29 protein-coding genes are annotated in these 25,319 nt (G+C 64.9%); 24 read left to right on the top strand and 5 right to left on the bottom strand.

The features are described 5' to 3' along the window. From WG923_RS29020 to WG923_RS28925, 21 genes are all read left to right on the top strand, one after another. Positions 1-507: hypothetical protein (locus tag WG923_RS29020; RefSeq protein WP_340354516.1), on the top strand; the 507-nt coding region annotated here is incomplete at its 5' end. Positions 508-1,340: 833 nt separating this feature from the next. Continuing rightward, the gene (locus tag WG923_RS29015; RefSeq protein WP_340354515.1) at positions 1,341-1,733 is read left to right on the top strand and encodes a ribonuclease E inhibitor RraB; all 393 of its coding nucleotides are present in this window, start codon (positions 1,341-1,343) and stop codon (positions 1,731-1,733) included. Positions 1,734-1,869: 136 nt separating this feature from the next. After that, positions 1,870-2,355 carry a hypothetical protein gene (locus tag WG923_RS29010; protein ID WP_340354514.1) on the top strand — a complete coding sequence of 162 codons (486 nt, stop codon included), beginning with the start codon at positions 1,870-1,872 and terminating at the stop codon, positions 2,353-2,355. A 95-nt stretch (positions 2,356-2,450) separates the two neighbouring features. Beyond that, positions 2,451-2,873, top strand: a complete 423-nt coding sequence (locus WG923_RS29005) for a gamma-glutamylcyclotransferase family protein (RefSeq protein ID WP_340354513.1) — start codon at positions 2,451-2,453, stop codon at positions 2,871-2,873. 124 nt (positions 2,874-2,997) lie between these two features. Next, on the top strand, positions 2,998-3,477 hold the full coding sequence (locus tag WG923_RS29000) for a hypothetical protein (RefSeq protein ID WP_340354512.1): 480 nt from the start codon (positions 2,998-3,000) through the stop codon (positions 3,475-3,477). Positions 3,478-3,611: 134 nt separating this feature from the next. Then, the gene (locus WG923_RS30455; RefSeq protein ID WP_445322995.1) at positions 3,612-4,028 is read left to right on the top strand and encodes a DUF6228 family protein; all 417 of its coding nucleotides are present in this window, start codon (positions 3,612-3,614) and stop codon (positions 4,026-4,028) included. A gap of 162 nt (positions 4,029-4,190) precedes the next feature. Then, a complete protein-coding gene (locus WG923_RS28995; RefSeq protein WP_340354511.1) occupies positions 4,191-4,622 on the top strand; it encodes a hypothetical protein in 432 nt (143 codons plus the stop codon). Positions 4,623-4,735: 113 nt separating this feature from the next. Next, positions 4,736-5,131, top strand: coding sequence for a hypothetical protein (locus tag WG923_RS28990; protein ID WP_340354510.1), 396 nt, complete (start codon positions 4,736-4,738; stop codon positions 5,129-5,131). A gap of 710 nt (positions 5,132-5,841) precedes the next feature. Continuing rightward, complete coding sequence (locus WG923_RS28985; RefSeq protein WP_340354509.1) at positions 5,842-6,564, top strand: hypothetical protein; 723 nt, start codon at positions 5,842-5,844, stop codon at positions 6,562-6,564. Positions 6,565-6,726: 162 nt separating this feature from the next. Further along, on the top strand, positions 6,727-7,176 hold the full coding sequence (locus WG923_RS28980) for a hypothetical protein (protein ID WP_340354508.1): 450 nt from the start codon (positions 6,727-6,729) through the stop codon (positions 7,174-7,176). 153 nt (positions 7,177-7,329) lie between these two features. Next, on the top strand, positions 7,330-7,893 hold the full coding sequence (locus tag WG923_RS28975; protein WP_340354507.1) for a hypothetical protein: 564 nt from the start codon (positions 7,330-7,332) through the stop codon (positions 7,891-7,893). Between the two features lie 368 nt (positions 7,894-8,261). Then, positions 8,262-8,678, top strand: a complete 417-nt coding sequence (locus tag WG923_RS28970; RefSeq protein ID WP_340354506.1) for a hypothetical protein — start codon at positions 8,262-8,264, stop codon at positions 8,676-8,678. A gap of 117 nt (positions 8,679-8,795) precedes the next feature. Further along, a complete protein-coding gene (locus tag WG923_RS28965; RefSeq protein WP_340354505.1) occupies positions 8,796-9,074 on the top strand; it encodes a hypothetical protein in 279 nt (92 codons plus the stop codon). A 597-nt stretch (positions 9,075-9,671) separates the two neighbouring features. Next, complete coding sequence (locus tag WG923_RS28960) at positions 9,672-10,019, top strand: DUF3024 domain-containing protein (RefSeq protein WP_340354504.1); 348 nt, start codon at positions 9,672-9,674, stop codon at positions 10,017-10,019. A 498-nt stretch (positions 10,020-10,517) separates the two neighbouring features. After that, complete coding sequence (locus tag WG923_RS28955) at positions 10,518-10,790, top strand: hypothetical protein (protein ID WP_340354503.1); 273 nt, start codon at positions 10,518-10,520, stop codon at positions 10,788-10,790. Between the two features lie 111 nt (positions 10,791-10,901). Beyond that, a complete protein-coding gene (locus tag WG923_RS28950; RefSeq protein WP_340354502.1) occupies positions 10,902-11,351 on the top strand; it encodes a GNAT family N-acetyltransferase in 450 nt (149 codons plus the stop codon). Positions 11,352-11,943: 592 nt separating this feature from the next. Next, positions 11,944-12,237 carry a YciI family protein gene (locus WG923_RS28945; protein ID WP_340354517.1) on the top strand — a complete coding sequence of 98 codons (294 nt, stop codon included), beginning with the start codon at positions 11,944-11,946 and terminating at the stop codon, positions 12,235-12,237. Between the two features lie 1,008 nt (positions 12,238-13,245). Further along, positions 13,246-13,761 (top strand): hypothetical protein, encoded by a 516-nt coding sequence (locus WG923_RS28940; protein ID WP_340354501.1) that lies wholly within the window; start codon positions 13,246-13,248, stop codon positions 13,759-13,761. A 741-nt stretch (positions 13,762-14,502) separates the two neighbouring features. Further along, positions 14,503-14,778, top strand: a complete 276-nt coding sequence (locus WG923_RS28935) for a BrnT family toxin (RefSeq protein ID WP_340354500.1) — start codon at positions 14,503-14,505, stop codon at positions 14,776-14,778. Then, complete coding sequence (locus tag WG923_RS28930) at positions 14,735-15,010, top strand: BrnA antitoxin family protein (RefSeq protein ID WP_340354499.1); 276 nt, start codon at positions 14,735-14,737, stop codon at positions 15,008-15,010. The genes WG923_RS28935 and WG923_RS28930 overlap by 44 nt, the downstream gene beginning before the upstream one ends. A gap of 483 nt (positions 15,011-15,493) precedes the next feature. Then, positions 15,494-15,976, top strand: a complete 483-nt coding sequence (locus WG923_RS28925; protein WP_340354498.1) for an ASCH domain-containing protein — start codon at positions 15,494-15,496, stop codon at positions 15,974-15,976. A gap of 108 nt (positions 15,977-16,084) precedes the next feature. Here WG923_RS28925 and WG923_RS28920 read toward each other — a convergent pair whose 3' ends face one another. The 4 genes from WG923_RS28920 to gcl all read right to left on the bottom strand — a co-directional run bounded on the left by WG923_RS28920 (position 16,085) and on the right by gcl (position 21,934). After that, a complete protein-coding gene (locus tag WG923_RS28920; protein WP_340354497.1) occupies positions 16,085-18,376 on the bottom strand; it encodes an NADP-dependent malic enzyme in 2,292 nt (763 codons plus the stop codon). An 88-nt stretch (positions 18,377-18,464) separates the two neighbouring features. Next, entirely contained in the window at positions 18,465-19,358 is an 894-nt protein-coding gene (locus WG923_RS28915; RefSeq protein ID WP_340354496.1) for a 2-hydroxy-3-oxopropionate reductase, read from the bottom strand. Then, a complete protein-coding gene (hyi, locus tag WG923_RS28910) occupies positions 19,355-20,134 on the bottom strand; it encodes a hydroxypyruvate isomerase (protein WP_340354495.1) in 780 nt (259 codons plus the stop codon). Before hyi ends, WG923_RS28915 begins: the two co-directional genes overlap by 4 nt. 12 nt (positions 20,135-20,146) lie before the next feature. Beyond that, positions 20,147-21,934, bottom strand: coding sequence for a glyoxylate carboligase (gene gcl / locus WG923_RS28905; RefSeq protein WP_340354494.1), 1,788 nt, complete (start codon positions 21,932-21,934; stop codon positions 20,147-20,149). 176 nt (positions 21,935-22,110) lie between these two features. Here gcl and WG923_RS28900 point away from each other — a divergent pair, with 176 nt between their 5' ends. The 3 genes from WG923_RS28900 to WG923_RS28890 all read left to right on the top strand — a co-directional run bounded on the left by WG923_RS28900 (position 22,111) and on the right by WG923_RS28890 (position 24,343). Further along, positions 22,111-22,911, top strand: coding sequence for a response regulator (locus tag WG923_RS28900; RefSeq protein WP_340354493.1), 801 nt, complete (start codon positions 22,111-22,113; stop codon positions 22,909-22,911). A gap of 48 nt (positions 22,912-22,959) precedes the next feature. After that, positions 22,960-23,874: a LysR family transcriptional regulator gene (locus WG923_RS28895; protein ID WP_340354492.1), complete on the top strand. Its 915-nt coding sequence runs from the start codon at positions 22,960-22,962 to the stop codon at positions 23,872-23,874. Between the two features lie 124 nt (positions 23,875-23,998). Then, positions 23,999-24,343 carry a DUF2917 domain-containing protein gene (locus tag WG923_RS28890; RefSeq protein ID WP_340354491.1) on the top strand — a complete coding sequence of 115 codons (345 nt, stop codon included), beginning with the start codon at positions 23,999-24,001 and terminating at the stop codon, positions 24,341-24,343. On the opposite strand, the gene WG923_RS28885 is transcribed toward WG923_RS28890, so the two are convergent. Then, the gene (locus WG923_RS28885; protein ID WP_340354490.1) at positions 24,340-25,293 is read right to left on the bottom strand and encodes a 2-hydroxyacid dehydrogenase; all 954 of its coding nucleotides are present in this window, start codon (positions 25,291-25,293) and stop codon (positions 24,340-24,342) included. The genes WG923_RS28890 and WG923_RS28885 overlap by 4 nt on opposite strands. Positions 25,294-25,319: the final 26 nt, after the last annotated feature.

Genomic DNA, 25,319 nt, shown 5'->3' with positions numbered 1-25,319 from the left:
ACGTTAGACGGCATGAAGAAGCTCGTGCTCGCATTTCTCGCCGTGTTCGTTGTGGCGCCGACGTGTGTGGCCGTGCTGTTGGCCTCCGTTCTGTTTCCGGCAATTCTTGCCCTTCGCATTCCCGTTGTGATCGTGGTGCTTGCCCTTGTCGGAAGCTGGCTCGGCGTCGCCGCTCTGGTTCGGCTTTCCTCACACTACTCTCGCTCCGACGACCTACCGCCGGCGCCTAGGAAGGCTGCAATCGGCCTGTTGTGCGGCACCGCGTCAGCGTTGACCCTCATGGCTTCGGCAGGACGGCCGTTTGAGGCTCCCGCCGTTCTCCTTTGGGGACCCGTCGTCGCAGCAGCGTATGTGGGATACCTGCTTTGGACGTCATGGCCTAAAGAGCCGGAGAATGCGGAGATGGGGCCACTGGGCCGCTTCCTTCAATCCAACGCTTGGCGCTTGCAGCTCATATCGATTGGCGTTGTCGTACTACTCGGGATTGTTGTGCTGATACTTGCATGATGTCTAGCAGTCTCATGCCAGGCCAGGTCGTGGCCCTGCCGTCTAACAGGTCGTTCGACGCGGACACGCACCGGCAGGGCGCCGCCGGCCGTGCGCGGGAGCATACGTCCGGCGGCGCCCTGCCGGTGCGCGCCGGTCAACTCCAACGTTAGAGCTCATGGCCCGCTGCCCGAACTGTGACGCTGAAATTGATGCCGACGCGGGTACTTGCCGGCAGTGCAACGCTGACTTTCAAGGCCCCGGTTCGTGGAAGCCCCGTGCAACATCGTGGAAGCGGTCGCCCACATTCTGGGGACGGCCTGAGTTCACGGAGTACGAGCACGACGAGTATGAGGCGCTCATAGACACAGTATCTCGGCATCCATTGCAGCCAGCGGTCGGACTGCCTCTATTTGGCGCTATGTTCGCTATGACTCTGCTCGCGAAGAACTTGCTGGGCTTTTCATTTGCGGGCGTGGTCCTTATCCTGCTTCTCTTTCTATTTCCCTACTATGTTGTTCAACTGCTCATGCGATGGCGCATGCGCGAGCATCAGAAACTGGCGCTAAGGGATGGGGTGAAGCCTAGGTATGTTCCGTCTAACGCACGCGGTTGGGCTGCGGTGTACATAGCGACGTTCCTTGCAGCGGCGTACGCGATCCTTACCCTTGACAGGATCTCTATCCGATGAATCGAGTGAACCCAGTGAGGGAGCCGAAGGGGAGTGACGAGATGAGCTCTAACAGGTCGTTCGACACGGACACGCGCCGGCAAGGCGCCGCGAGCCGTGCGCGGGAGCATACGTCTCGCGGCGCCTTGCCGGAGCGTGCCGGTCAACTCCGACGTTAGACCGCATGAAGAAGCTCGTCGTCATTCTTGTCGCCGTTACGCTTTCCGCCTGTGCGCCGACGCGCGCGCCCGTGAATGCGGAGGCCGCGGAGGACGCTCGAACAATCGAGCAGTTGCGCAAAGCAGGCACGGATCTGACGAAGCCACACCTCACTCGGTTCTACCTATATTTCCCAGACGAGCGCAGCGCCCGTGCCGCCAAGACAGAACTCCCAGGGTCAGCCTACGTTGTCGCGCGCATCGCGCGGGCTGCGCGCGGGACCGACTGGCTCCTGCTTTTGAAGAGACCTACACTCCTGTCCGCGGGCGAACTCTCCGAGCGATCTCGTGAGTTGACAGTCCTCGCTGCAAAGCATGGCGGTGCGTACGACGGCTGGGAAGCGGAGGTGAGGAAGTGACGCTGCGGTCTAACAGGTCGTTCGACGCGGACACGCACCGGCAAGGCGCCGCGAGCCGTGCGCGGAAGCATACGTCTCGCGGCGCCTTGCCGGTGCGTGCCGGTCAACTCCGACGTTAGATTGCTTAGGAGCTCAAGTGACTTATCCAGACTCAAGCTACAAGATCTACCGACCCAAGACGTTGCCGCCCGGATTGTTTGGCGAGACATATGTCATTGCAGTCGGAATTCATACATCGAGCAACTACTACAAAGGCGAACTCTTCGTTCTCACTCAGCGACCATCTCCGCGCTTGGTCAAGGGGGCGTTTCGCTTCTCGGCTACGGGTGTCCCGCCGGAGCTGCTTACGGTCAGCGTGGAGTTCATGCTCGAACAGGCCATGCGACAGGGAGAGATCCACCTCATCGATCGACTTGAAGAGCGCGCGAAGGAACTTGCCCGCCCCGAGATCCTTGCTCTTCACCTGGAACTTGAGGAGTGTCCGGCGAGCCCGCTTGTGAGTTGTTGGCTGCGTGGGCAGTTCAGAGACGAGCTGACCGATATTTGGCGAGCTACAGAGTGCGCCTCACTGGAGAGCCACCTTGGGTTGGTCGCTCAACTTGGCGGATTTCAAACGAAGTGACGGCGCAATCTAACAGGTCGATCGACACGGACGTCCTATGGGCCGGCTTCGCCGTCCTACTGTCCGCCGGTCATCTCCGACGTTAGACCGCAGTCATGGAGCACTTGGTCTTTGTCTTTGGCACCTTGAAGGAGGGGTTCCCGAACTTTGGCGTCAATCGGGGCACCCGGGTCCCTGGGGAGTTCAAGACCTGTGCGGCATATCCGCTGTACCTTGTGGGGGAGCGTCATTCGCCGTGGCTCATTGAGGCACCAGACACTGGCTTGCGCGTGACTGGTCAGGTCTTCCGCGTTGATGGTGAGACGCTTGATGCCATGGACAGACTGGAACGAGTCGCCGAGCACGACGGATATCGCAGAAAGCTGTTGCAACTGGAAGAGGTTGGCTCGTCCAGCTTAGTCTCTGCTTATGCTTACCTCAAGCCGCTGAAGCAGCTCGTCAGGTCTGAAGTTCGCATCGGCCCACTTGGGGAGTACCTGCATGCACATGCCGCCTTGTATCGCGCCCGTGCTGTCTAACAGGTCGTTCGACGCGGACACGCAGCGGCATTGCGCCGCAAGCCGTGCGCGGGAGCATACGTCTTGCGGCGCAATGCCACTGCGTGCCGGTCAACTCCGACGTTAGGCCTCACTGGGAGATCGCATGTACGCTGAAATCAGTGCCGCAATCCAGAGCGTCAAGACCGTTGGCGAGCTCGCCAAAGCGGCAACGTCTCTTTCGAACTACAACGAACTGATCGCGGCCGTTTCGGAGGTGAACTCCAAGCTCATGGAAGCTACCGCGGTCGCACTCGCGAGCCAGGAGCGCCAGTCGGAGCTTTTGAATCGGATTGCGCACCTGGAGAAGGAACTTGGAGAAGTTCGTGCGGAGCAGAAGCGCGCGGAACGGTACTCACTGTTCAAGTTTGCTACTGGATCACTTGCGTATCAGCTCAAGACCGAGTTCGAGGCTGAGGAGCCCCCGCACTTCCTGTGCGCCAAGTGCGCTGATAGTGGAGGTCATACCAAATTGCAGCCTTGGGGTAGTCGGCGTTTGAAGTGCTTCAGTTGTGAATCGGTCATCCAAACTGAGCCTGACCCGCCTGCGCAGCCCCGCAGCCTCATCTCTCGTACTCGGATCTAGGCAGGGCAAGTGAGGCCTAACAGGTCGTTCGACGCGGACACGCACCGGCAAGGCGCCGCAAGCCGTGCGCGGGAGCATACGTCTTGCGGCGCCTTGCCGGTGCGTGCCGGTCAACTCCGACGTTAGGCCGCGCTATGGGGAAGTTGCTGATCGGAGGCCGAGGGAGCCCAGAAATCAAGATCTCGGTGCCAGACCGGTCGCGGACCGAATGGCCTGGGCACTTCGCGGTTGCGATTTGCGCGCCAGGTATCAACGCGAGCATCACGGTGGAGAACCCGCCGTATGCGCCCGAGCTGAGCGCCTTCTTTGAGGAACTAGGGAACGCTTCCTCCGCTTGGGCCGGCGGGCGAGAATGGCGGTCCATCGAGGAAGAATTTGGAATTCGCGCCGCATGCGACCCCACAGGGCACGTGCACCTTGAGTTCGAGATTCGTCCTGGCTATGGTTCAGCGCAAGGGTGGCGCGCAATCGCCAGCATTGTTGTGGAGCTTGGGTTCCTTCACGGAATCGCCGGTGAACTGCGGGAGATGTTCGCTTATGTGCGAAGCTAATCGGATGGTTCACGCGGCCGCTCGGCCTAACAGGTCGTTCGACGCGGACACGCAGCGGCATTGCGCCGCGAGCCGTGCGCGGGAGCATACGTCTCGCGGCGCAATGCCGCTGCGCGCCGGTCAACTCCGACGTTAGCCCTCATCTGAACCATGCGCGCGCACGTGTACCTGTCCGAACTTCTCGACGCCTTCGAGTGGGTGAGCGCGGCAGGTCCGTTCGAGAACACAGCGTACGTGAGTCGCGAATCCGGTCGCATCTTTTGGGCTACGGACACTGGGGACCTCGACGAGGATCTGCCCGAGGACGTGGAGGACGGAACGCTTTACGTCTGCGTACCGCACAAGCATGACCTAGACCTTGGGCAAAGGCTGGTTTTCCGCTTTGTCGAGACGAACGCTCCTGACGCCTACGACCAAGTTCGAGCGTACTTCTCCAAGCGCAGCGCGTATGCTCGGTTGAAGGACCTTCTGGAGCGCCGCGGCCTCCTTGAGGGCTGGTACTCATACGAGCAAGAGGCCTGCGAAGCCGCTTTGCGGGAATGGGCCGAAGATGAGGATCTCGAAGTCGTGGAGGGGCGGCGTGCTGAGGGCTAACAGGTCGTTCGACGCGGACACGCACCGGCAAGGCGCCGCGAGCCGTGCGCGCGAGCATACGTCTCGCGGCGCCTTGCCGGTGCGTGCCGGTCAACTCCAACGTTAGACCGCAGATGAACCGCTCTCTCGCTATTTCGCTGTCAGCCACGGCTGTTGTCGCGGTTGGCCTCGCCTCCTATCGGCTTGGACTTCGGGCTGGAGCAGTTCAGGCTAAGGAGTCCTTTGGCTCTGTCCTGGCCTCCGTGCAGGCCGATCTCGGGCTAAGCCAGCTGCAGCGATTGCGAGTCCTCGAGGCCGACTTGGCGCGCGGCTGCTCGAAAGAAGCCCTGGCCAAGCTCCGCTTCGACATTGACTCACAGCTCTATGTGCTTTCCTCTCTTTATCGGGGCCACAGGGGCACCTGGGTGATTGAGGAGCTTGCAAAGCGCGACCCAACACTTCCTGCGCAACTCGAGAGCTTCAAGAGTCAGTTCGGAAACTCGTGGACGGAGCCGAAATGTGCAGCCTAGTGCGCTTGCGGTCTAACAGATCGTTCGACGCGGACACGCACCGGCAAGGCGCCGCGAGCCGCGTGGGTGATCATGCGTCTCGCGGCGCCTTGCCGGCGCGTGCCGGTCAACTCCGACGTTAGAGCGCATGAAAACGCCGGCCCCGTACTGCCCCTTTTGCGCCACTGCGCTCGAGCACCGCGAAGGACATCTTCACTGCCCCTCGGGGGACACGTTCTTTGCGACCGCCGTAGAAGCCTGGGTTATTGATGCCGTGGCGAAGGTGGGCGGGCCTCGGCAGAACCCGGACCCGTCGCAGCCTGGCAATTCTGGGTTCTTCTGTCCAAGTTGCACGGGCCCGTTGAACTACGCCACCGGCGCAATGAGATGCAGTAGGTGCGACCTCGTCATGCCATTGCGTCTCCACCATCTCTTGGTGGAACATCACTCACATGGACCGCAGCATGCGCTCTAACAGGTCGTTCGACACGGACACGCTGCGGCATTGCGCCGCGAAGCGTGCTGGTGAGCGTACGCCTCGCGGCGCAATGCCGCAGCGTGCCGGTCAACTCCGACGTTAGACCGCAAGAATGGTGCATCTGCCTGACATCGCATTCCTCGTTCTCGCCGCATTGCTGTGGGGCCTGAGACAGCAGGTTGCGCTGCGAGTGCTTGCAATCGTTCTGCTGGCGGGAGCACTTGCGGCTTGCGCCGCGCCTGGAGCCAGCGCTATGAAGTCGGAACAGCAGTCCGTTGCCGGCGCCATGTGGGTGGAGCGCTGCAAGAAGGCGGGAGTCTTCATTCGCCGGCAGGTAAACGACGTGGAAGGAATAGCGCTGCTGAACGTCCGGATACGGAATATCAACTACGGTGATCAGTTCGCCATGGACGACCCATACGGCAGCGACTTCGGCGGTGACGACTACATCGCAAGCTTCCTTCGTGGACGTTGGCCGAAGGTGGAGAAGCCGACGCCGTTGACGTTCGTGTATCAAGGATACCGTTACGTGGAAGCCGTAGATCCGAAGGACGGGCAGCGGTATCGGTATACAGGTGGGATGCGGGACGTAGAACGAGTGACCAGCCATATGTCCGGTGATGCCGCTGGACAACGCTTCCTGCATCGGGAGTTCGTCCTGGACCGTGTTCCCGCCTCCGGGTTGAGGCCGAGGTACGGGGTTTCATTCGAGGACATCTCCACTCCAGAAGAGCGGCAGCATTGGATTGCCGGCAGTTCCCTGAAGGTGATCGACCTGGAGACCAAGGAGGTCATTGCCGAGCGGATCGGCTACATGGTTGATCGCGGCCAAGGCAATCGGTCGGGCGGGCGCTCGCCCTGGCTGCGCGCTGCTAGCTATTCGTGCCCTCGGTTTCGTGGCGATGGGGCGTCCGACCAGACAGGGCAGACGGCCCGGTTTGTAGAACAAGTCCTGCAGCCGATAAAAGGGGAGTGAGGTGGCTGATTTGATGGCGGCGAGTGCTACCTCGCGCCGGTTGCGGCCTAACAGGTCGTTCGACTCGGACACGCAGCGGCATTGCGCCGCGAGCCGTGCGCGGGAGCATACGTCTCGCGGCGCAATGTCACTGCGTGCCGGTCAACTCCAACGTTAGACCGCATGGGTTGCATCATTCATTTCGTGGGCCGAGACGCTGATGTGGAGCGGCTCGTTGCGCTGAGTCCAGTTGAGCCGTGTACCGTCTGGCGCCGCGGTGAGCCGCGCTCTTCGCGCCCCAACAGCCGGCGCGCCGTGACATCTGGTGTGAACTTGGAGGTCAGCGACGCTGAATTTGAGGAACTGGAGCAACAGCAGGCCGATGCAGTTCGCTTCCTCCGTGAGCACGCAACTGCCCTAAGAAACATGCGCGAAGTCGAAGGCGTGGAGAGATCGACCCTGGACTTCGGAATCGCCATGCGGGACGTCGTGGTCCAATCGGACAGCTTTTCCGCCGACCTGATATCGGCACTCGCCACAGTGGGCTGCGGTTTGGAGCTAACTCAATTCCCCACGGGGCGGAAGGCGAAGAACCTCAAGCGTTATCGGAAGGCGCTCCGTGCTGCGGTCTAACAGGTCGTTCGACGCGGACACGCACCGGCAAGGCGCCGCCGGCCGTGCGCGGGAGCATACGTCCGGCGGCGCCTTGCCGGTGCGTGCCGGTCAACTCCGACGTTAGGTCGCACATGGAAGCCGCTGTCGTTTTGAACCGAACTCGGGAACTGCTTGAACAAAGCTGAACACGTCGACGCGTCGCGCGACGCACCTCAGCGTTACTGGCGCAGGCACGTCGGGATCCTGGCGCCGTTGGTGGCGCTTTCCGTGTACCCAGTCCTGAACCTGGCGGGATTCTGTTTTGACGAGAATCGCTTTCTGGATCGTCAAGCAACAATCCGAGATGGCATTTCCGCTGTCATTGCCTACTATCCATCAATCCGGTTCGCTTACAACAAACTTCCTCCGGGAGGGATGCAGCTGGCCCACGGAGAAGAACGCCGAGCGCTCATGAAGTATTCAGATGGAATCGAGCTTGAGCAGCAGCAGCTTGTTCCCTATCGTGATGTCGACGAATTCCGCGCGGTGAATCCCGGCTGCTGCTCATTCACCCCAACGCCAGAGTTCGATGAATTCCCCGCAACTTCATTTCTCGACAAGGCGACGGGCCGCGCCGCCGGATTCGTGAACATCCGCTTTTTGGTGCGGTTCAGAGACTCTTCTGGCCAGCTGGTTAGCCGTCTTTCTGCATACTCGTTCGGGTACACGAACTGCGGACGGCCTATGTCTTTCTAGGGATAGCTCACCATTGAGACAAGCAACATCCCTTGGCGCTTCAATCGGCGGCAGAAATCGCTGTCACTGAATGCCGTGAGACGTCGCGGAGCCAGCTGGACGCTAGGAGCGGCCGGTGACCTTAGCGCGGATCTGATGAATTTGGGTGGTCTACTGCCGTGGTTCTTGGTGGCCTACGAGCGATTTGGGGTTCCGCGATGATTCCGGGACACGAACATGGATGGAGGCTGCGGGGCATGCGACCTAACAGGTCGTTCGACGCGGACACGCAGCGGCATTGCGCCGCGAGCCGTGCGCGGGAGCATACGCCTCGCGGCGCAATGCCGCTACGTGCCGGTCAACTCCGACGTTAGACGGCAGGAGCAGACGTGTTTGTGATCGAGGCAGTGAATGACAAGGGCTGGCGGTGGATTTCAGCCATCTGCCTCAAGCCGGCCACGGCGGAAGCGTTCCTGGAGAGTGTCCCTGCCGAACTACGCGCGATGCAGAAGCTAGTGGAACTCCCGATAACGGCGTACCCGTTGTTCGTTGTCGACGAAAACGGGTTCCAGTACGGGGGCGCCGATCTAGTTCGTGCGCGGCTCGCGAGCGTCACTCCGCATGGCTCGGAGGATTACATTCATTTCAACGTCTACATCGTACGGGACGACTTCTTGCCCAATCGGCCGGGCGAGGACTCGATGGGCGACATATACCATTGGCACATTACGGACTGGTCTCTTCAACCTCCGCGCTCGGAGGTGATAGCCGAGGAACTCTTGGAGGCTGAGCGCCGTGCCGTCTAACAGGTCGTTCGACGCGGACACGCAGCGGCAGTGCGCCGCAAGCCGTGCGCGGGAGCATACGTCTTGCGGCGCCCTGCCGCTGCGTGCCGGTCAACTCCGACGTTAGAGCTCACGAACATGGCAGCGAACCGACCGAAGGAAGACGTCCTGGTCCACTATGACGAGGACTCGGGCGAACTGGTCATCTACACCGTGCCATCCAGCTCCACGGCGGAGGTTCGCGCAAAGGGGTTCGGCGGAGTGCGGCCTGCGGTCGATGAGCTGCGGGCGCTCGATGCCGCTGAAGCCATGCGTCGAATCGGCGGCGCCGTTCTGGGGCTGCTCGATTTGAGCAGTACTGACAAACTGGGTATCGCGGCTCACCCAACAATCGGAGCGAAGGGCGATGAGCTCTAACAGGTCGTTCGACACGGACACGCACCGGCAAGGCGCCGCAAGCCGTGCGCGGGAGCATACGTCTCGCGGCGCCTTGCCGGTGCGTGCCGGTCAACTCCGACGTTATACCGGCGCCGTAGGCCCCCGTCCCCTTCTAAGCGATTTGGTGCTGAAAGTCTGCTCCTCCCTTCAGCGCATTCGGCCCGCGGCCTCATTCGCATCGCGTGTACCTATGAACCCGCGAACCGCCGCTGGTTTCTGCCAGGCATGGCCCTGGCAGTGCCTCGCACCTTCCTGCACTGTGTTCGGTCGCCCCTCTGTCATGCACCGTTGCAAGCACCGCGGCTTCTCGAAGGCCGTGAAGGCCGGCGCCGGTGCACCAAGTAATCAGCATGGTCGCGAGCAGTGTTGTCGCATGAAGTCCGTCGGCTTAGGCAGCGTGAACCAGCGTGCGCGCCGTAGCGCCGCGCCCTGTGGAGAAGGACAGAGGTCGCGGTATAACAGGTCGTTCGACACGGACACGCAGCGGCAGGGCGCCGCGAGCCGTGCACGTGAGCATACGTCTCGCGGCGCCCTGCCGCTGCGTGCCGGTCAACTCCGACGTTATACGGCACGACCATGGCCCTAAGCGAGCTTGAGACCGCCCGCACTAAGAAGATCCTGGGCGAATTCATTGAACGGCGCAGGCCGCCTCCGCACATTCGTCACGAGTTGGATATCGGGTACCGTGTTAGGGGGCAGAGCGTCGAAATCTTCGAGGTGCGGCCTGCTTGGGATCTTCCGACGAAGAAGATCGAGAGACCGTTGGCGAAAGCCACGTTCGTTCGGTCACAGCACGTGTGGCGGGTGTACTGGCAGCGCGCCGATCTCAAGTGGCACCTTTACGAGCCAATCCCCGAGGTGCCTGGGCTTCCGGAGTTTGTATCAGCAGTGGAGGAGGATCCGCATGGCTGCTTTTGGGGGTGAGGTGCCGTATAACAGGTCGTTCGACGCGGACACGCAGCGGCAGGGCGCCGCGAGCCGTGTGTGTGATCGTACGTCTCGCGGCGCCCTGCCGCTGCGTGCCGGTCAACTCCGACGTTAGACGTCGGAGGAAAGCGTCATGGTCGGTCTAGAAGACATCATCCGCCGGGCTATCGATCCCGCTAGCGTGCACCAAGTGGGCCGGTACACCGTTCCCCGAAGCTTTGGGGTCTATCGTGTGCCCCGTGCGACCGGTTCCTCGCGAAGCTACCGTTTCGGAAATCACCCGGTGCGAATGCGCGAGCTTGAGAACGAGTTCGGATCGTGCAAGCTTGAATATCTCTTCTCGTCGCGGGAAGATGCGATGGCGATGGCTTTGCATTTTGGGGGGCGGAGCTGAGATGAGACGAGAGCGTAAGAGGCTCGACTTTGGAACGGAGAAGAATGCACTTTCGGCAGGCTTCCGCCTACCGCTGGTACGGCACTAGCATCGGACAGCTCATGGACGGAAACGAGGAACTGCAGAACCAATCCGAGCTTGCCGATGCACGCCTCGGCGTCGCGGAGGAATTGGGCTGGGCGGTTGCATTCCTGGCGGGCCTTGTCGTCTATCTCAGATGGGATACTTGGTTGGGCGGCGTCGCTGCGGCAGTCGTCGCATACTGGCTGGCCACGTTCCAGTATCGAAGGGCTGCAGCGAAGGCGGAAGACGCCTATTTCCGCCAGGCTGGTTTGGGGAAGTACGTCCCTAGGCGTGGGGAGTCCGATGTCTAACAGGTCGTTCGACGCGGACACGCAGCGGCATTGCGCCGCGAGCCGTGCGCGGAAGCATACGTCTCGCGGCGCAATGCCGCTGCGCGCCGGTCAACTCCGACGTTAGACGGCATGGTCGATGCCGCTGCTCAACTTGTGGTCGCGACGGTGCCCGAAGTGGACCGCGTGCTCCTGGCCTCCATGCTGCGGGACTACCTGGAGGAGCTTGGAGCGGAATCAAAGTACCCCTACTTGGACCTGTATTGGCGTGAGTCCGGCCGCTATGCCTACTGGATCAAAGTCTCCGGAGACATTGCTGGATTCGCGCTGATTCGTCAAACTGAGGGTGGCACCAATGAAGTCGCTGAGTTCTTTGTCGGCGGACCGTGGCGACGGAGGGGAGTAGGACGCGCCGCCGCAAAGGCTTTGTTCGCTGCGCATCACGGGCTTTGGCAAGTTCGGAGCTATCCTCTTAGTCCGGCCAGCGAGTCCTTCTGGGAAAAGGTGGTTCCCTCGAATGCGCAACGGGTGAGAGATGAACAGTGCTCGGTTTTTTTCTTCACCGTCGGCGCTGCCGTCTAACAGGTCGTTCGACGCGGACACGCACCGGCAAGGCGCCGCGAGCCGCGTGGTTGATCATGCGTCTCGCGGCGCCTTACCGGTACGTGCCGGTCAACTCCAACGTTAGGGCGCACGAGTGGCAACTGCTTTGGTACGGGTAGAGATTGATGCCTCCGTCTTCAGTGAGGCTGGCGCGGCGCTTGGGCGAATCTCGGGCCCTCTTGAGTTTGTGACTATTCCGCGCTCTGGCGAAGTGATCTCTCTGTCGTTCTCTCCAACGGGTCTTGGAGCAGCGGCATCGGGGGCCCCGTCCTTGCAAGTTCGAGTAGAGAAAGTGATGCACACTCCCGGACCCGAGGGAGGAGTGACGCTGATGCTCGAAGACATCTCAGTCGAATCAAGCGAGGCGGCACAGAAACTCGCTGCGTATCTGGAGGCAGGCTTTGGCCTTTTCTATGACGCTTGGAGCGCCAGTGCGCCCTAACAGGTCGTTCGACGCGGACACGCAGCGGCATTGCGCCGCGAGCCGCGCGCGGGAGCATACGTCTCGCGGCGCAATGCCACTGCGTGCCGGTCAACTCCGACGTTAGACCTCACGAGACGCGAGGTGCCAATGCTGTTTGCGGTTATCTTCACTGACAAGCTTGGGCATGGGCAACTTCGCGCCCAGTATCTGGAGGCCCATGTTCGTTGGGTGGCGCAGCACCAGGATTCAGTGCTCGTGGCGGGCTCGCTTCGAGCACATCCCGAGGACGTGCCGAAGGGTGGCTTGTGGATTGTCGAGGCCCCTTCCAAGGCCGCGGTGCAGGAGCTCATGACGTCCGACCCGTTCTACACGTGTGGTCTGCGCCGGAACGTTGAAGTCCTGCACTGGAGCAAGGCACTCGAAAGAAAGGTGCTTGTGTGAGGTCTAACAGGTCGTTCGACGCGGACACGCACCGGCAAGGCGCCGCCGGCCGTGCGCGGGAGCATACGTCCGGCGGCGCCTTGCCGGTGCGTGCCGGTCAACTCCGACGTTATACCTTTCTCCCTCAGAAGTAGGAGCAGGGTGGCGTTTCATAGCATCGCGTTTGCCTGGATGCTGGCGCCTCCCGTTGGCTTTCTTGCAGTGCGCGGTCGTGGGGAGTGCGCTCAGTCCGAGCCTCGGCCTCCTTCCACCACCGTCCTTCGACATCGCCGAGAAAGTGTGTCGCGAGCTGGGGTTGCTCGTGCGCACGGCTGGCTGTACGCTGCTACTGAAAATCGAGTCCAAGGCCATTGCCTGATACCTTGTCGGAGACCGCGGTTCCTCCCTATACGGCCGGGGCTTCATGTCCGGATACTGCGCCCTGTAGGGGCAGGCGCCTTCTATGACGTTCTTCACATTCGAATGCGACAGCTTCTTCTTCTGGGCATTGGGTATAACAGGTCGTTCGACACGGACGCCCAGCAGCGGGCCTTCGCTTCGCTCCGGTCCTCTCCGCCGGTCGCCGGTCAACTCCGACGTTATACCGACGCCATGGGCCCCTGCCGCCTTCAAAGAGAACTGGTGCTGGAAGTCCGTTCCTCCCTTCAGCGCAATCGCCCGCGGCTCCATTCGCATAGCGCGTATCTATGAAACCGAGAACAGCCGCTGCGTTCTGCCAGTTGTGGTCATGGCGGCTGTGCCTCGCGCCGTCCTGCACCGCGCTCGGTCGCCCTTCTAACATGCACCGTCGCAAGCACCGCTGCTTCTCGAACGCCGCGAAGGCCGGCGCCGGTGCGCCAAGTAATCAACATGGTCGCGAGGAGCGTTGTCGCATGAAGTCCGTCGGCTTGGGCAGCGTGAACCAGCGTGCGCGCATCAGCGCCGCGCCCTGTCGCGAAGGGCAGAGGTCGCGGTATAACAGGTCGTTCGACGCGGACACGCAGCGGCAGGGCGCCGCGAGCCGCGTGTGTGATCGTACGTCTCGCGGCGCCCTGCCGCTGCGTGCCGGTCAACTCCGACGTTAGCCAGCACATGTCACAACATGCTTTGATTGGTATCGCAGGCGTGCACTACGTTGCCTCTGAGCTGTCGCGGCGCGGCCTCATTGCGCTTCCCACCACGAAGAATCTGCCGGCCTTCGACATCTTGGTCTCGAACGTGGACGGCACAAAGCACGCGAATATCCAGGTGAAGGCCTCGTCCAAGCGTGTTGCCTTCTTTCCCATGCCTCCGGCGGAGAAGGTGCGGACGGGAGGTCGCGACGTCTACGTTCTCGTCCGATGGCTGGAGTCAGAAGCCCGGTACCAAGGCTTTCTCCTTACGGGCAAGCAGGCTCGTGCTGCCGTTGAGGATGCGTGCGACCGTCAGCGCGTGAACATCCGGAATGGTACACGCACAAAGGAATTTCCAACTGTCCATGTTGGCCTGCAGCTGACTCCTGCAGCGGTGAAATGGGAGCGCGCATGGAAGAACTGGAATCTGTAGCGGTGCTGGCTAACAGGTCGTTCGACGCGGACACGCACCGGCATTGCGCCGCAAGCCGTGCGCGGGAGCATACGTCTTGCGGCGCAATGCCGCTGCGCGCCGGTCAACTCCGACGTTAGATTGCATTGTCCGGCGCAGCGTTGTACCTTCGCGGCAAACAACCAGGAGACGCAGATGGCAACGAAAGCTTCCGGTAAGAGCGCTGGCACCAAGATGACCCCTGGGGCGGCCGCTCGCGTTCAGAGCGCTACGGCAAAGTCCTCTGGCGGCGGTGTCGCGAAAGGGACCTTTGCGGCACGTGCGCAGTCGGCTGCGGCCAAGAACACGCCACGAGGCGAGGTCACCGGAGCCAAGGCGGCGAAGGCTGCATCCCGGACGTTGTCGTCGAATTCCACGGGCAGTGCATCCAAGTCGGCGGCAGGAAGCGCTCTTTCGCAAGTCGCACCGAAGAAGGTTACTTCGGCGCCGGCTGCCTCAAAGGCTTCCAAGACTTTGCGCGATGGTCGTACGAGCGCTGCCTCCAAGTCGGCGGCTGGCTCGGCTCTGACGCAGAGGACAGCGAAAAAGCGCTGATGCAATCTAACAGGTCGGTCGACTCGGACACGTTGCGGCAAGGGGCCGCACGGCGCGGTTGGAAATCTTGCACCGTGCGGCCCCTTGCCGCAACGTGCCGGTCACCTTCACGTTAGGTCTCACGGAACGTCGCGCTTGACCGCGTGGTTGTTGTAGCTACAATAACCCATGCGCGTCACCTACGATCCCGCGAAGCGTGAAGCGACGTTTCGGGAGCGCGGCCTCGACTTCGAGGATGCCAGCGCCGTCTTCGCGGGCCCCACGGTGGAGGTCGAAGACACGCGGAAGGATTACGGTGAAGTCCGAGTCATCTGCTATGGCCTGCTCGCGGGCCGGATGGTGGTGGTCGGCTACACCCCGCTTGGCGCGACTCGCCACGTATTCAGCATGAGGAAAGCGAATGCCCGCGAAAAAGCCCGCCTCGCCCCGCTCCTTGAAGAGTGATCTACCGCGCGTCGACGCGCATCGCATCCAGAAGAGCGAGTACGAGGAGCTACCCGAACTCACCGACGACATGCTCGCTCGCGCCAGTATCAACAAGGGTGGACGTCCGCCCTCTCCGAATCCCCGCAAGCAACTCACGCTCCGTCTGCCCACCGACGTCATCGAACGTTGGAAAGCAACGGGGCCAGGTTGGCAGACGCGGATGGCAGAACGACTGAGCAAAGTGCGGTGAGACCTAACAGGTCGTTCGACGCGGACACGCACCGGCAAGGCGCCGCGAGCCGCGTGGGTGATCATGCGTCTCGCGGCGCCTTGCCGGTGCGCGCCGGTCAACTCCGACGTTAGGCCGCACGCGTCAGGCCCTGCAGAATAGAACATCGCCGAGGTTCCTGTCTACGCGCTCGGCTCGGGCGGCAAGCGCCGTCCCGCAGGACTTCATCGTTCCAGAATTCGTTGCGGAAGACGGTGTCGAGGTTTTGGAACCATGCTCATGAACCACATGCTTGACGAAGCCGGGGCCCTCAGGCTGCGTGGGCTCATATCCGACGTGGGCCGCACGGCTCATTCCACGAGAGCTTCGGATTTCTTGTCGGCGAGCAGCGCAACCCCGTCCTTCGAGGCGTGGTCATCCCGGACGCCCTGACGCGACGTGAGATGAAGGATGTGTGATGCGGGACGGCCAGTGCGCTCTGGTGCGTTGACGGCGCGCGAAGTCATGGCCGTCCCCGCGCGCCTCGCGTCATTCTGGGCGACCTTCCTCAGGAGGACAGGTCGGGCTGAGGATGCTCCCTTCTACGAGGCCTTCGCCTTCGGCGATACCGAGTCCCTCGCGAACGGGCTCGCGGAACTTGTGCTACGCGAGGTCAAACGCGCCACGGCGGGATCGGCGTGGACCTACGAGGCCCAGGGCAAGTCGCTGCCGAAGCGGGGTGACCTCAGCATCGTGACCGACTGGGCCGGCACGCCGCTCTGCGTGATCGAGACGGAGGCCGTCGACGTCGTGCCCTTTGGCGAGGTCTGCGCTACGTTCGCAGCGATCGAGGGTGAAGGAGATGGCTCGCTATCCTTCTGGCGAGAGGCGCACAGGCAGTACTTCACCCGGGAATGCATCCGGATCGGTCGCCTGTTCTCGGAAGACATGCCGGTGGCGTGCGAGCGCTTCCGAGTCGTCTATCGGCCGTGCGGAGATGCGGCCTAGCCCCTCGGGGGCGATGGCCGCATCGTGACCCCGACGCCTGCGAGCGACCTACGGATCGCTGCCCCTGCCGGCGGGCCCAACCCGCCGTAGCAGGAGCGCCCGCCCTTCCTACCCCCGCGCCGACGTCGCCGACACCAGCGCCGTCATGTTCACGATCCGCCGCACCGTGGCCGACGGCGTCAGCACGTGCACCGGCGCCTTGGCTCCGAGCAGCATCGGGCCGACCGTCACGCCGTGGCCGCCCGTCATCTTCAGCACGTTGAACAGGATGTTCGCCGCGTCGAGATTCGGGCAGATCAGCAGGTTCGCTTCGCCGTTGAGCGTGGTGTCCATCAGCGCCGAGCGCCGCACCTTCTCCGACAGCGCGGAGTCGCCCTGCACCTCGCCGTCGCACTCGATGTCGGGCGCCATCTGGTGGAACAGCTCGCGGGCCTGCCGCATCTTCAGCGCCGAGCCGCGCGTGGACGAACCGTAGTTGCTGTGCGACAGGAACGCCACCTTGGGCGGCAGGCCGAAGCGCCGCACCTCGGTGGCCGACATCAGCGCGATGCGCGCGAGCAGCTGCGCGTCGGGGTCCTCGTTCACGTAGGTGTCGGCGATGAAGAGGGTGCGGTCCGGCAGCATGAGCGCGTTGAGCGCCGCCAGGCCCTCGCCCTCGCGGCAGCCGATCACGTCGCGCACGTGCTGCAGGTGCTGCTCGAAGCGGCCCACCATGCCGCACAGCATCGCGTCGGCGTCGCCGAGGTGCACGGAGAGCGCGCCGATCAGCGTGTTCGATCGGCGCACGGCCGCCTTCGCGGCCTCGGGCGTCACGCCGTTGCGGCCCATGATGTGGTGGTAGGTCTCCCAGTACTGGCGGAAGCGCGCGTCGCTCTCCGGGTTCACGACGTCCACGTCCTGTCCCAGCTTCAGGCGCAGGCCGGCCTTGGCGATGCGCGTTTCGATCACCGCCGGGCGGCCGATCAGGATCGGATGGGCCAGCTTCTCGTCGATCGCCAGTTGCGCCGCGCGCAGCACGCGATCGTCCTCGCCCTCGGCATAGGCGACGCGCCGGGTGCTCGATTGCTTCGCCGCCACGAACACCGGCCGCATGATCATGCCGGTCTGGTAGACGAAGCGCGTCAGGCCCTGCGTGTAGGCGTCGAAATCGGTGATCGGCCGCGTGGCCACGCCGGACTCGGCCGCCGCACGCGCCACCGCCGGCGCGATGCGCAGGATCAGCCGCGAATCGAAGGGCGTCGGGATGATGTAGTCGGGCCCGAAGGAGAGTTCCTTGCCGGCGTAGGCATTGGCCACTTCCTCGCTGATGTCCGCCTTGGCGAGCTGCGCGATCTCGCGCACGCAGGCGAGCTTCATCGCCTCCGTGATCTTCGTGGCGCCGCAATCGAGCGCGCCGCGGAAGATGTACGGGAAGCACAGCACGTTGTTCACCTGGTTCGGGTAGTCCGAGCGGCCGGTCGCGATGATGCAGTCCGGCCGCGCCGCGCGCGCCAGCTCGGGCCGGATCTCCGGTTCGGGATTGGCCAGCGCCAGGATGATCGGCTTGTCCGCCATGGTCTTGACCATGTCCGGCGTCAGCACGCCGGCGGTGGAGCAGCCCAGGAACACGTCGGCGCCCTTCACCACGTCGGCGAGCGAGCGCTTGGAGGTGTCCTGCGCGTACTTGGCCTTCGATTCGTCGTAGCCGCCGGGGCGGCCCTGGTAGATCAGGCCCTTGGAATCGACGACGTAGATGTTGCGCTTCTGCAGCCCCAGGCCCACGAAGATGTCGAGGCAGGCGATCGCCGCGGCACCGGCGCCCGAGGAGACGAGCGTCACTTCCTCGATCTTCTTGCCCACGAGCTCCAGCCCGTTGATCAGGGCGGCCGCGGAGATGATCGCGGTGCCGTGCTGGTCGTCGTGGAAGACCGGGATGTTCAGGCGCTCGCGCAGCTTGCGCTCGATGTAGAAGCACTCGGGGGCCTTGATGTCCTCGAGGTTGATGCCGCCCAGCGTGGGCTCCAGCGCCGCCACGATCTCGACCAGCTTGTCCGGGTCGCGTTGCGCCAGCTCGATGTCGAACACGTCGATGCCGGCGAATTTCTTGAACAGGCAGGCCTTGCCTTCCATCACCGGCTTGCCGGCCAGCGGGCCGATGTCGCCCAGCCCGAGGACGGCGGTGCCGTTGGTGATCACGCCCACCAGGTTGGCGCGCGAGGTGTACTCCGCGGCCAGCGACGGATCGGCCTGGATGTCGAGGCAGGGGTAAGCGACGCCCGGCGAATACGCCAGCGACAGGTCGCGCTGGTTCGACAGCGGCTTCGTCGGCGTGATCGAGATCTTCCCGCGCGTCGGGTTGCGGTGGTAATCGCGGGCGGCGTCGCGCAGGGCCTGTTCCGCCTGGGTGGTCGGTTCGTGCATGGAGTTCTCCGCTCTCTTGATTGGAACCCTCCACCCTACGCCGATGCACTGCGCCGCGCGTGGAGAAACCACGCGGTCTTGATGCTGATCAGCTTTCGGCCAGCACGTGTTGCGCCAGGGTCTCCAGCGCCCGCACCAGCGCGGAGTGATCCGCCTGCGCCAGCCCCAGCGCCGCGCAGGACTGCATCAGCTGTGCGGCGATGGCAGTCTGCGGCAGCGCCACGCCCAGGCTGCGTGCGCCCTGCAAGGCCAGGTTCAGGTCCTTCTGGTGCAGCGCGATGCGGAAGCCCGGCTGGAAGCTACGCTTGAGCATGCGCTCGCCGTGCACCTCCAGCACGCGCGAGCTGGCGAAGCCGCCCATCAGCGCCTGTCGCACGCGGGCCGGATCGGCGCCGGCCTTGCCGGCGAAGACCAGCGCCTCGGCGACGGCCGCGATATTGAGGCCCACGATGATCTGGTTGGCGACCTTGCAGACCTGGCCGTCGCCCACCGCGCCCACGTGGGTGATGTTCTTGCCCATGAGGGCCAGCAGGGGACGCACCCGCTCGAAGGCAGCGTCGGTGCCGCCGGCCATGATGCTCAGGCTCGCCGCCTTGGCGCCGACCTCACCGCCGGAAACGGGCGCATCGACATAGTCGCAGCCCAGTTCCGCGATGCGGGCCGCGAAGCCGCGGGTGGCGATCGGGTCGATCGAGCTGCAGTCGACCACGGCCTTGCCGCGGGCCAGCCCCGCGGCCACGCCGTATTCGCCGAACAGCACCTTCTCCACGTCGGGGGTGTCGGGCAGCATCAGGAAGACGATGTCCGCCCGTTCCGCGACGGCACGCGCGTTGGTGCAGGGCGTGGCGCCCGCATCCGCGAGCGCTGGCGGCACCTTGCCGCGGGTGTGCACGAACAGCTGGTGGCCCGCGGCCAGCAGGTGGCCCGCCATGGGCGCGCCCATCACGCCCAGGCCGACGAAACCGATCTTGAGGGAACTCATTGCGCGAACTCCTTCATCCAGCCCAGGCCTTCCAGCGTGGTCGTGCGCGGCCGGTATTCGCAACCGATGTAGCCTTTCCAGCCGAGCGCGTCCAGGTGCCGCAGCAGCCAGGCGAAGTTGATCTCGCCCGTGCCCGGCTCGTTGCGGCCCGGGTTATCGGCCAGCTGGATGTGGCCGATGCGGGGCAGGTGCCGCTGCAGGGTGGCGGCCAGCTCGCCTTCCATGCGCTGCGCGTGGTAGATGTCGTACTGCACGAACAGGTTGTCGCTGGCCACCTCCTCTATCAGCGCGATGGCCTGCTCGGTGCGCGTGAGGAAGAAGCCGGGGATGTCGTAGCTGTTGATCGGCTCGACCAGCAGGCGGATGCCGGCCTCGCGCAGCCGGCCCGCTGCATGGTGCAGGTTGGCGACCAACGTGGCCTGTGCCTGCTCGCGCGTCACGCCCGCCGGCAGCTTGCCGGCCAGGCAATTGAGCTGGCCGCAGTCGAGCGCGTTGGCGTAGAGGATGGCGCGGTCCACGCCGGCGCGGAATTCGTCGACGCGGTTCGGGTGGCAGGCGATGCCGCGCTCGCCCGCGGCCCAGTCGCCGGCGGGCAGGTTGTGCAGCACCTGCTTGAGCCCCTCGCCCCGCAGGCGGGCAGCGACTTCCTCCTTCGGGAATTCGTAGGGGAACAGGTATTCGACGGCGCGAAAGCCCGCGGAGCGCGCGGCGGCAAAGCGGTCCAGGAAGGGCAGCTCGGTGAAGAGCATGCTCAGGTTGGCGGCGAATCTCGGCATGGTGTGTTTCCCTCAATCCAGCGCCACGGCCACCGCCGTCGGCGCATCCGCCCGCGAGCTCGCCAGTTCCTCGAACTCCACGATCTTGTCGATCTCGGCCCCCATCGCGACGTTGGTCACGCGCTCCAGGATCACCTCGATCACCACCGGCACCTGGTGCTCCTTCATCCAGGCTTCGGCCTGCGCGATGGCAGGCGCCATCTCGTCGGGCCGGTGCACGCGGATCGCCTTGCAGCCCAGGCCCTCCACCACCTTGACGTGATCGACGCCGTAGCTGCGCTCCGGGGCGTGCTCGGGGCTGTTGATGTTGTCGAAGCCCAGCTGCACGCAGTAGTCCATGTCGAAGCCGCGCTGCGCCTGGCGAATGAGGCCGAGGTAGGAGTTGTTCACCACCATGTGGATGTAGGGCAGCCTGAACTGCGCGCCCACGGCCAGCTCCTCCAGCAGGAACTGGAAGTCGTAGTCGCCGGAGATCGCGACGATGCGGCGCGTGGGGTCCGCCGCCCGCACGCCCAGTGCCGCCGGCGCGGTCCATCCGAGCGGGCCGGCCTGGCCGCAGTTGATCCAGCGGCGCGGGCCGAACACGTGCAGGAACTGCGCGGCGGCGATCTGCGACAGGCCGATGGTGGTGACGTAGGTCGTGTCCTCGCCGAAGGCGCGGTTCATGCACTGGTACACGCGCTGCGGCTTCATCGGCACTTCGTCGTAGTTCGACTTGCGCAGCATGGTGCCCTTGCGGTGCAGGCACTCGGCGGCCCAGGCGCCGCGGTCCTTCAGGCGGCCGCTGGCCTTCATCTCGCGGGCCACGGCTATGAACAGGCGCAGCGCCGCGCCGGCATCCGAGACGATGCCGAAGTCGGGCGAGAACACGCGGCCGATCTGCGTCGGCTCGATGTCGACGTGGACGAACTTGCGCCCCTTCGTATAGACGTCGATGGAGCCGGTATGGCGGTTGGCCCAGCGGTTGCCGATGCCCAGCACGAAGTCGCTGGCGAGCATGGTGGCGTTGCCGTAGCGGTGGCTGGTCTGCAGGCCGCACATGCCGGCCATCAGCGGGTGGTCGTCGGGGATGCTGCCCCAAGCCATCAGCGTGGGGATGACGGGCACGCCCGTGAGCTCCGCGAACTCCACCAGCAGATCGGACGCGTCGGCGTTGATGATGCCGCCGCCGGCCACGATCAGCGGCCGCTCGGCCTCCTGCAGCAGGGCGATCGCCTTTTCGGCCTGCGCGCGGGTGGCGGCCGGCTTGTAGACCGGCAGGGGCGAATAGGTGTCCGGGTCGAACTCGATCTCGGCGGTCTGCACGTCGACGGGCAGGTCGATCAGCACCGGGCCCGGACGGCCGGAGCGCATCACGTGGAAGGCCTGCTGGAAGGCGCGCGGCACCTGGGCCGGCTCCATCACGGTCGTCGCCCACTTGGTGACCGGCTTGGCGATGGACTCGATGTCGACGGCCTGGAAGTCCTCCTTGTGCAGGCGGGCCCGCGGCGCCTGGCCGGTGATGCACAGGATGGGGATCGAGTCCGCCTGCGCGGAATAGAGGCCCGTGATCATGTCCGTGCCGGCCGGCCCGGACGTGCCGATGCACACGCCGATGTTGCCGGCACCTGCGCGCGTGTAGCCCTCGGCCATGTGCGAGGCGCCTTCCACGTGCCGCGCCAGGATGTGGCCGATCGTCCCCTGCTTGCGCAGGGCGGCGTAGAACGGGTTGATCGCGGCGCCGGGCACGCCGAAGGCCTGCGTGATGCCTTCCTTCTCGAGCACCCAGACGGCGGCCTGGGCGGCGGTCATTCTTGCCATGTCGTGTCTCCTGTGGTTTGTCGTCTGGGGTGGACTCTAGGGAGCACACCCGGCCGGCAGAAGACTGGCGCCAGCCATAAGACTTATTCGCAGCAGGAATGGGTGGAGCCGGAAGCGGCCCAGCCTGGCGGATGCGGGCGCGGCGGCTAAACTGCGGTACAGCACCCGGAACCGCCATGCAGAACGACGACATCTACGCGCTGAGCCCCCTGGGCGAGAGCGAGTTGCGCAGCAGCGCGACGCGCCTGGCCCCGGCCGAGATCGACGTGCTCGTGCGCCTGGACGGCACGCTCACCGTGGGCCAGGTGATCGCCAGCCTGCCGGCTGCGGCCCGCCCCTCCTTCGACGCGATCTTCCGCAGCCTGCTGGACCGGCGGCTGGTGACGCTGGTGGAACTCGATCCCTTCACCCGCACCTGGAACGCGCAGGTGGAGATGCTCACGCAGGCCGTGCGGCCGGCGCAGGCGGATGCCGGCCTCGCCGCCCTGCAGCGCAGCGGCTTCTACGTGCAGATCGCGCGCGAGCGCAGCACCATGCGCGCGCCGCACCCGGAGCGGCCGCTCACCGCCGTGGTGGTGGAGGACGACGCCGCGCTCGGCAAGTTCACCAGCACGCTGCTCAAGCTCTCCGGCTTCGAGGTCCGCAACGCGCACAACCGCGCCGAGGTCGTCGCGGAGATCCGCCGCCCACCGATCCCCGACCTGATCCTGCTCGACGTGATGCTGCCGGATGCGGACGGCTTCGACATCCTGCAGCGGGTGCGCCAGCATCCCGCGCTGAAGGACGTGCCGGTGATCATGCTGACCGGCAAGGCCACGCGCGAAGCCGTGCTCAAGGGCATCGCCGGCGGCGCCGACGGCTACATCACCAAGCCCTTCGAGCCCGATTCCCTGCTGCGCGCCGTGCGCACCGTGCTGGGCCTGCCCGAGGAAGATCCGGGCGGCGCCACCCCCTGGTCGGCGCCCAAGCTGCGCTGACGCTGGCACCTTGCCACGCCGGCCATTCCGCGGTGGAATGGATGCCTGATGGACCGACTGCAGGCAATGGAGATGTTCGTGCGCGTGGTGGAGACGGGCAGCTTCTCGCGCGCCGCGCGCGAATTCTCGACCACCCAACCCACCGTGACCAAGCAGGTCGCCGCCACCGAGGCGCGGCTGAAGGTGCGCCTGCTCAATCGCAACACGCGCGGCGTGAGCCTGACGGAGGCAGGCGCGCTGTACTACGAGAAGTGCAAGAACATCGTGCGCGAGGCCGAGGAGGCCGAGAACATCGTGCGCGTGCGCCAGTCGCAGGCCGAGGGCCTGCTGCGGGTGGGCAGCTCGGTGGCGTTCGGCCGCCGCGTGATGGTGCCGCTGGCGCTGGAGTTCATGCGGCAGCATCCGCAGCTGCTGGTGGACCTGAGCTTCGAGGACCGCTACACCGACCTGGTGGCGCAGGGCATCGACGTCGCCCTGCGCCTGGGCAAGCTGGCCGATTCGTCGCTCGGCGCGCGCTTCCTGGGGACGAACCCCTGGCTGTTCGTGGCCTCGCCGCGCTATCTGAAGCGCTGCGGCACGCCGCGCCGCCCGGCGGACCTGGGCGACCACCCCACGCTGACCTACAGCAGCGTGCAGGGCAACGATGTCTGGCGCATCCTCACGCCGCGCGGCGAAGCGGTGACGGTGCCCGTCTCGCCGCGGCTGCGCTCGAACAACCTCTCCGCGGTGCTGGCCGCCGCCCGCGCGGACATGGGCATCGCGGCGCTGCCGCGGTACGTCGCCTCCGACTCCATGGCCTCCGGCGCGATCGTGGAGGTGCTCAAGGGCCACAGCCTGCCCGAACAGGAAATCCACGCGGTCTATCCCTCGCCCAAGCTGGTGCCGCAGAAGGTGCTGGCCTTCATCGCCTTCCTGCAGGGCCGCTTCGAGCCGGGCTGGTGGCAGCAGCAACCGAAAAGCTGAGTCCGGCAAAAGGCTGAGGAGGCTGCCCCTACCGGGGGCGGCGCCCTCCTCCGACGTGCGCTGCCGGACCGTCCCGGCGCGCGCCGCGGCACCTGCGCGGCAGCATGGACCCAAGGAGCGAACAATGACCAAAGAGGACTCGCTGCAGTTCGTGCAGGAACGGCTGCGCCAGAACCATTCCCCCCTGTACCGCGAACTGCACCTGCGCGCGCCGGAGCGCGTGAAGCGCCGCTTCGCCGTCGAACTGGAGCAGGGCGAGGCCCGCCGCTTCGAGCGCGTGGACGCCAGCGTGCTGGTCTGCTGCGCGAGCGGCAGCGTGTGGATCACCCATGACGGCGACCCCAAGGACATCGTCCTCGGGACGCACGAGAGTTATCGCGCCGAGCGCGACGATGCGATGCACGTGTTCGCGCTGCAACCGTGCCTGCTGGAGATCGAGTTCGAGGACGACGTCCTCGTGCAGCACTAGGCAGCGCTCGGAAGCGGTTTCCCTGCGAAGAACGCGTCGAGGTTGTCCACCACGCGCTGCGCCATCGATTCGCGCGTCTGCACGGTGGCGCTCGCGATGTGCGGCACCACCACCACGTTGTCCAGGGTGAACAGCTCCGGCGGCACGTGCGGCTCGCGCTCGAACACGTCCAGCGCGGCGCCGCCGATGCGCTTTTCCTGCAGCGCCCGCACCAGCGCCTTCTCGTCGATCACGGTGCCGCGCGAGACGTTGACCAGGTAGCCCTTGGTGCCCAGCGCCTGCAGCACGGAGTCGTCGACCAGGTGCTTCGTCTCCGGTCCGCCGGCCGTGATCACGACCAGGAAGTCGCACCAGCGCGCCAGTTCCAGCAGCTGGGGCTCGTGCTGCCAGGCCACGCCTTCCACCGGCCGGCGGCTGTGATAGCGCACGTCCATGTCGAAGCCGCTGGCGCGCCGGGCGATCGTGCGGCCGATGCGGCCGAGGCCCAGGATGCCCAGCTTCGCACCGCTCACCTGCCGCCCCAGCGGGAAGGGCGTGGGCGGCTGCGCGCTCCAGCGCCCGGCGCGCACGAAGCGGTCGCCCTCCGGGATGCGGCGGCCGATGGCCAGCAGCAGGCCGAAGGCGAGGTCGGCCACGCAGTCGTTCAGCACGTCCGGGGTGTAGCCCACGGGGATGCCGCGCTGCGCGGCGGCGGACAGATCGAGCTGGTCGAGCCCGACGCCGAAACTGGAGATCACGCGTAGCCGCGGCAATGCGTTGATCACCGCCGCGGTGACGCCGTGGGCGGCGGAGGTCACGAGGCCTTCGAAGCCGGCGCCGTGCTCGCGCAGGAATGCATCGCGCTCGGGCCCGGGGGCGGGCAGGCGCTGCACGTCGTAGCGCTCGGCGAGCTGGCGTTCCAGGTACGGCAGCAGGGGGAGGGCTTGCAGGAGGGCGGGACGTCGGTTCATCACCGGATTGTGCCGCGCGCCGGACC

The sequence above is a fragment of the Ramlibacter sp. AN1133 genome (assembly GCF_037890035.1).
Taxonomy (GTDB): Bacteria; Pseudomonadota; Gammaproteobacteria; order Burkholderiales; family Burkholderiaceae_C; genus Ramlibacter.
Note: the sequence above shows the minus strand (reverse complement) of the source record. Positions and strands in the feature narration are given on the sequence as shown.

Excerpts from the sequence above, each read along its gene's own strand:
- WG923_RS29015 (WP_340354515.1), top strand. The coding sequence starts at position 1,341 with ATGAAGAAGCTCGTCGTCATTCTTGTCGCCGTTACGCTTTCCGCCTGT.
- WG923_RS29005 (WP_340354513.1), top strand. The coding sequence starts at position 2,451 with ATGGAGCACTTGGTCTTTGTCTTTGGCACCTTGAAGGAGGGGTTCCCG.
- WG923_RS29000 (WP_340354512.1), top strand. The coding sequence starts at position 2,998 with ATGTACGCTGAAATCAGTGCCGCAATCCAGAGCGTCAAGACCGTTGGC.
- WG923_RS30455 (WP_445322995.1), top strand. The coding sequence starts at position 3,612 with ATGGGGAAGTTGCTGATCGGAGGCCGAGGGAGCCCAGAAATCAAGATC.
- WG923_RS28990 (WP_340354510.1), top strand. The coding sequence starts at position 4,736 with ATGAACCGCTCTCTCGCTATTTCGCTGTCAGCCACGGCTGTTGTCGCG.
- WG923_RS28985 (WP_340354509.1), top strand. The coding sequence starts at position 5,842 with ATGAAGTCGGAACAGCAGTCCGTTGCCGGCGCCATGTGGGTGGAGCGC.
- WG923_RS28980 (WP_340354508.1), top strand. The coding sequence starts at position 6,727 with ATGGGTTGCATCATTCATTTCGTGGGCCGAGACGCTGATGTGGAGCGG.
- WG923_RS28965 (WP_340354505.1), top strand. The coding sequence starts at position 8,796 with ATGGCAGCGAACCGACCGAAGGAAGACGTCCTGGTCCACTATGACGAG.
- WG923_RS28960 (WP_340354504.1), top strand. The coding sequence starts at position 9,672 with ATGGCCCTAAGCGAGCTTGAGACCGCCCGCACTAAGAAGATCCTGGGC.
- WG923_RS28955 (WP_340354503.1), top strand. The coding sequence starts at position 10,518 with ATGGACGGAAACGAGGAACTGCAGAACCAATCCGAGCTTGCCGATGCA.
- WG923_RS28950 (WP_340354502.1), top strand. The coding sequence starts at position 10,902 with ATGGTCGATGCCGCTGCTCAACTTGTGGTCGCGACGGTGCCCGAAGTG.
- WG923_RS28945 (WP_340354517.1), top strand. The coding sequence starts at position 11,944 with ATGCTGTTTGCGGTTATCTTCACTGACAAGCTTGGGCATGGGCAACTT.
- WG923_RS28935 (WP_340354500.1), top strand. The coding sequence starts at position 14,503 with ATGCGCGTCACCTACGATCCCGCGAAGCGTGAAGCGACGTTTCGGGAG.
- WG923_RS28930 (WP_340354499.1), top strand. The coding sequence starts at position 14,735 with ATGCCCGCGAAAAAGCCCGCCTCGCCCCGCTCCTTGAAGAGTGATCTA.
- WG923_RS28925 (WP_340354498.1), top strand. The coding sequence starts at position 15,494 with ATGGCCGTCCCCGCGCGCCTCGCGTCATTCTGGGCGACCTTCCTCAGG.
- WG923_RS28920 (WP_340354497.1), bottom strand. The coding sequence starts at position 18,376 with ATGCACGAACCGACCACCCAGGCGGAACAGGCCCTGCGCGACGCCGCC.
- WG923_RS28915 (WP_340354496.1), bottom strand. The coding sequence starts at position 19,358 with ATGAGTTCCCTCAAGATCGGTTTCGTCGGCCTGGGCGTGATGGGCGCG.
- hyi (WP_340354495.1), bottom strand. The coding sequence starts at position 20,134 with ATGCCGAGATTCGCCGCCAACCTGAGCATGCTCTTCACCGAGCTGCCC.
- gcl (WP_340354494.1), bottom strand. The coding sequence starts at position 21,934 with ATGGCAAGAATGACCGCCGCCCAGGCCGCCGTCTGGGTGCTCGAGAAG.
- WG923_RS28900 (WP_340354493.1), top strand. The coding sequence starts at position 22,111 with ATGCAGAACGACGACATCTACGCGCTGAGCCCCCTGGGCGAGAGCGAG.
- WG923_RS28895 (WP_340354492.1), top strand. The coding sequence starts at position 22,960 with ATGGACCGACTGCAGGCAATGGAGATGTTCGTGCGCGTGGTGGAGACG.
- WG923_RS28890 (WP_340354491.1), top strand. The coding sequence starts at position 23,999 with ATGACCAAAGAGGACTCGCTGCAGTTCGTGCAGGAACGGCTGCGCCAG.
- WG923_RS28885 (WP_340354490.1), bottom strand. The coding sequence starts at position 25,293 with ATGAACCGACGTCCCGCCCTCCTGCAAGCCCTCCCCCTGCTGCCGTAC.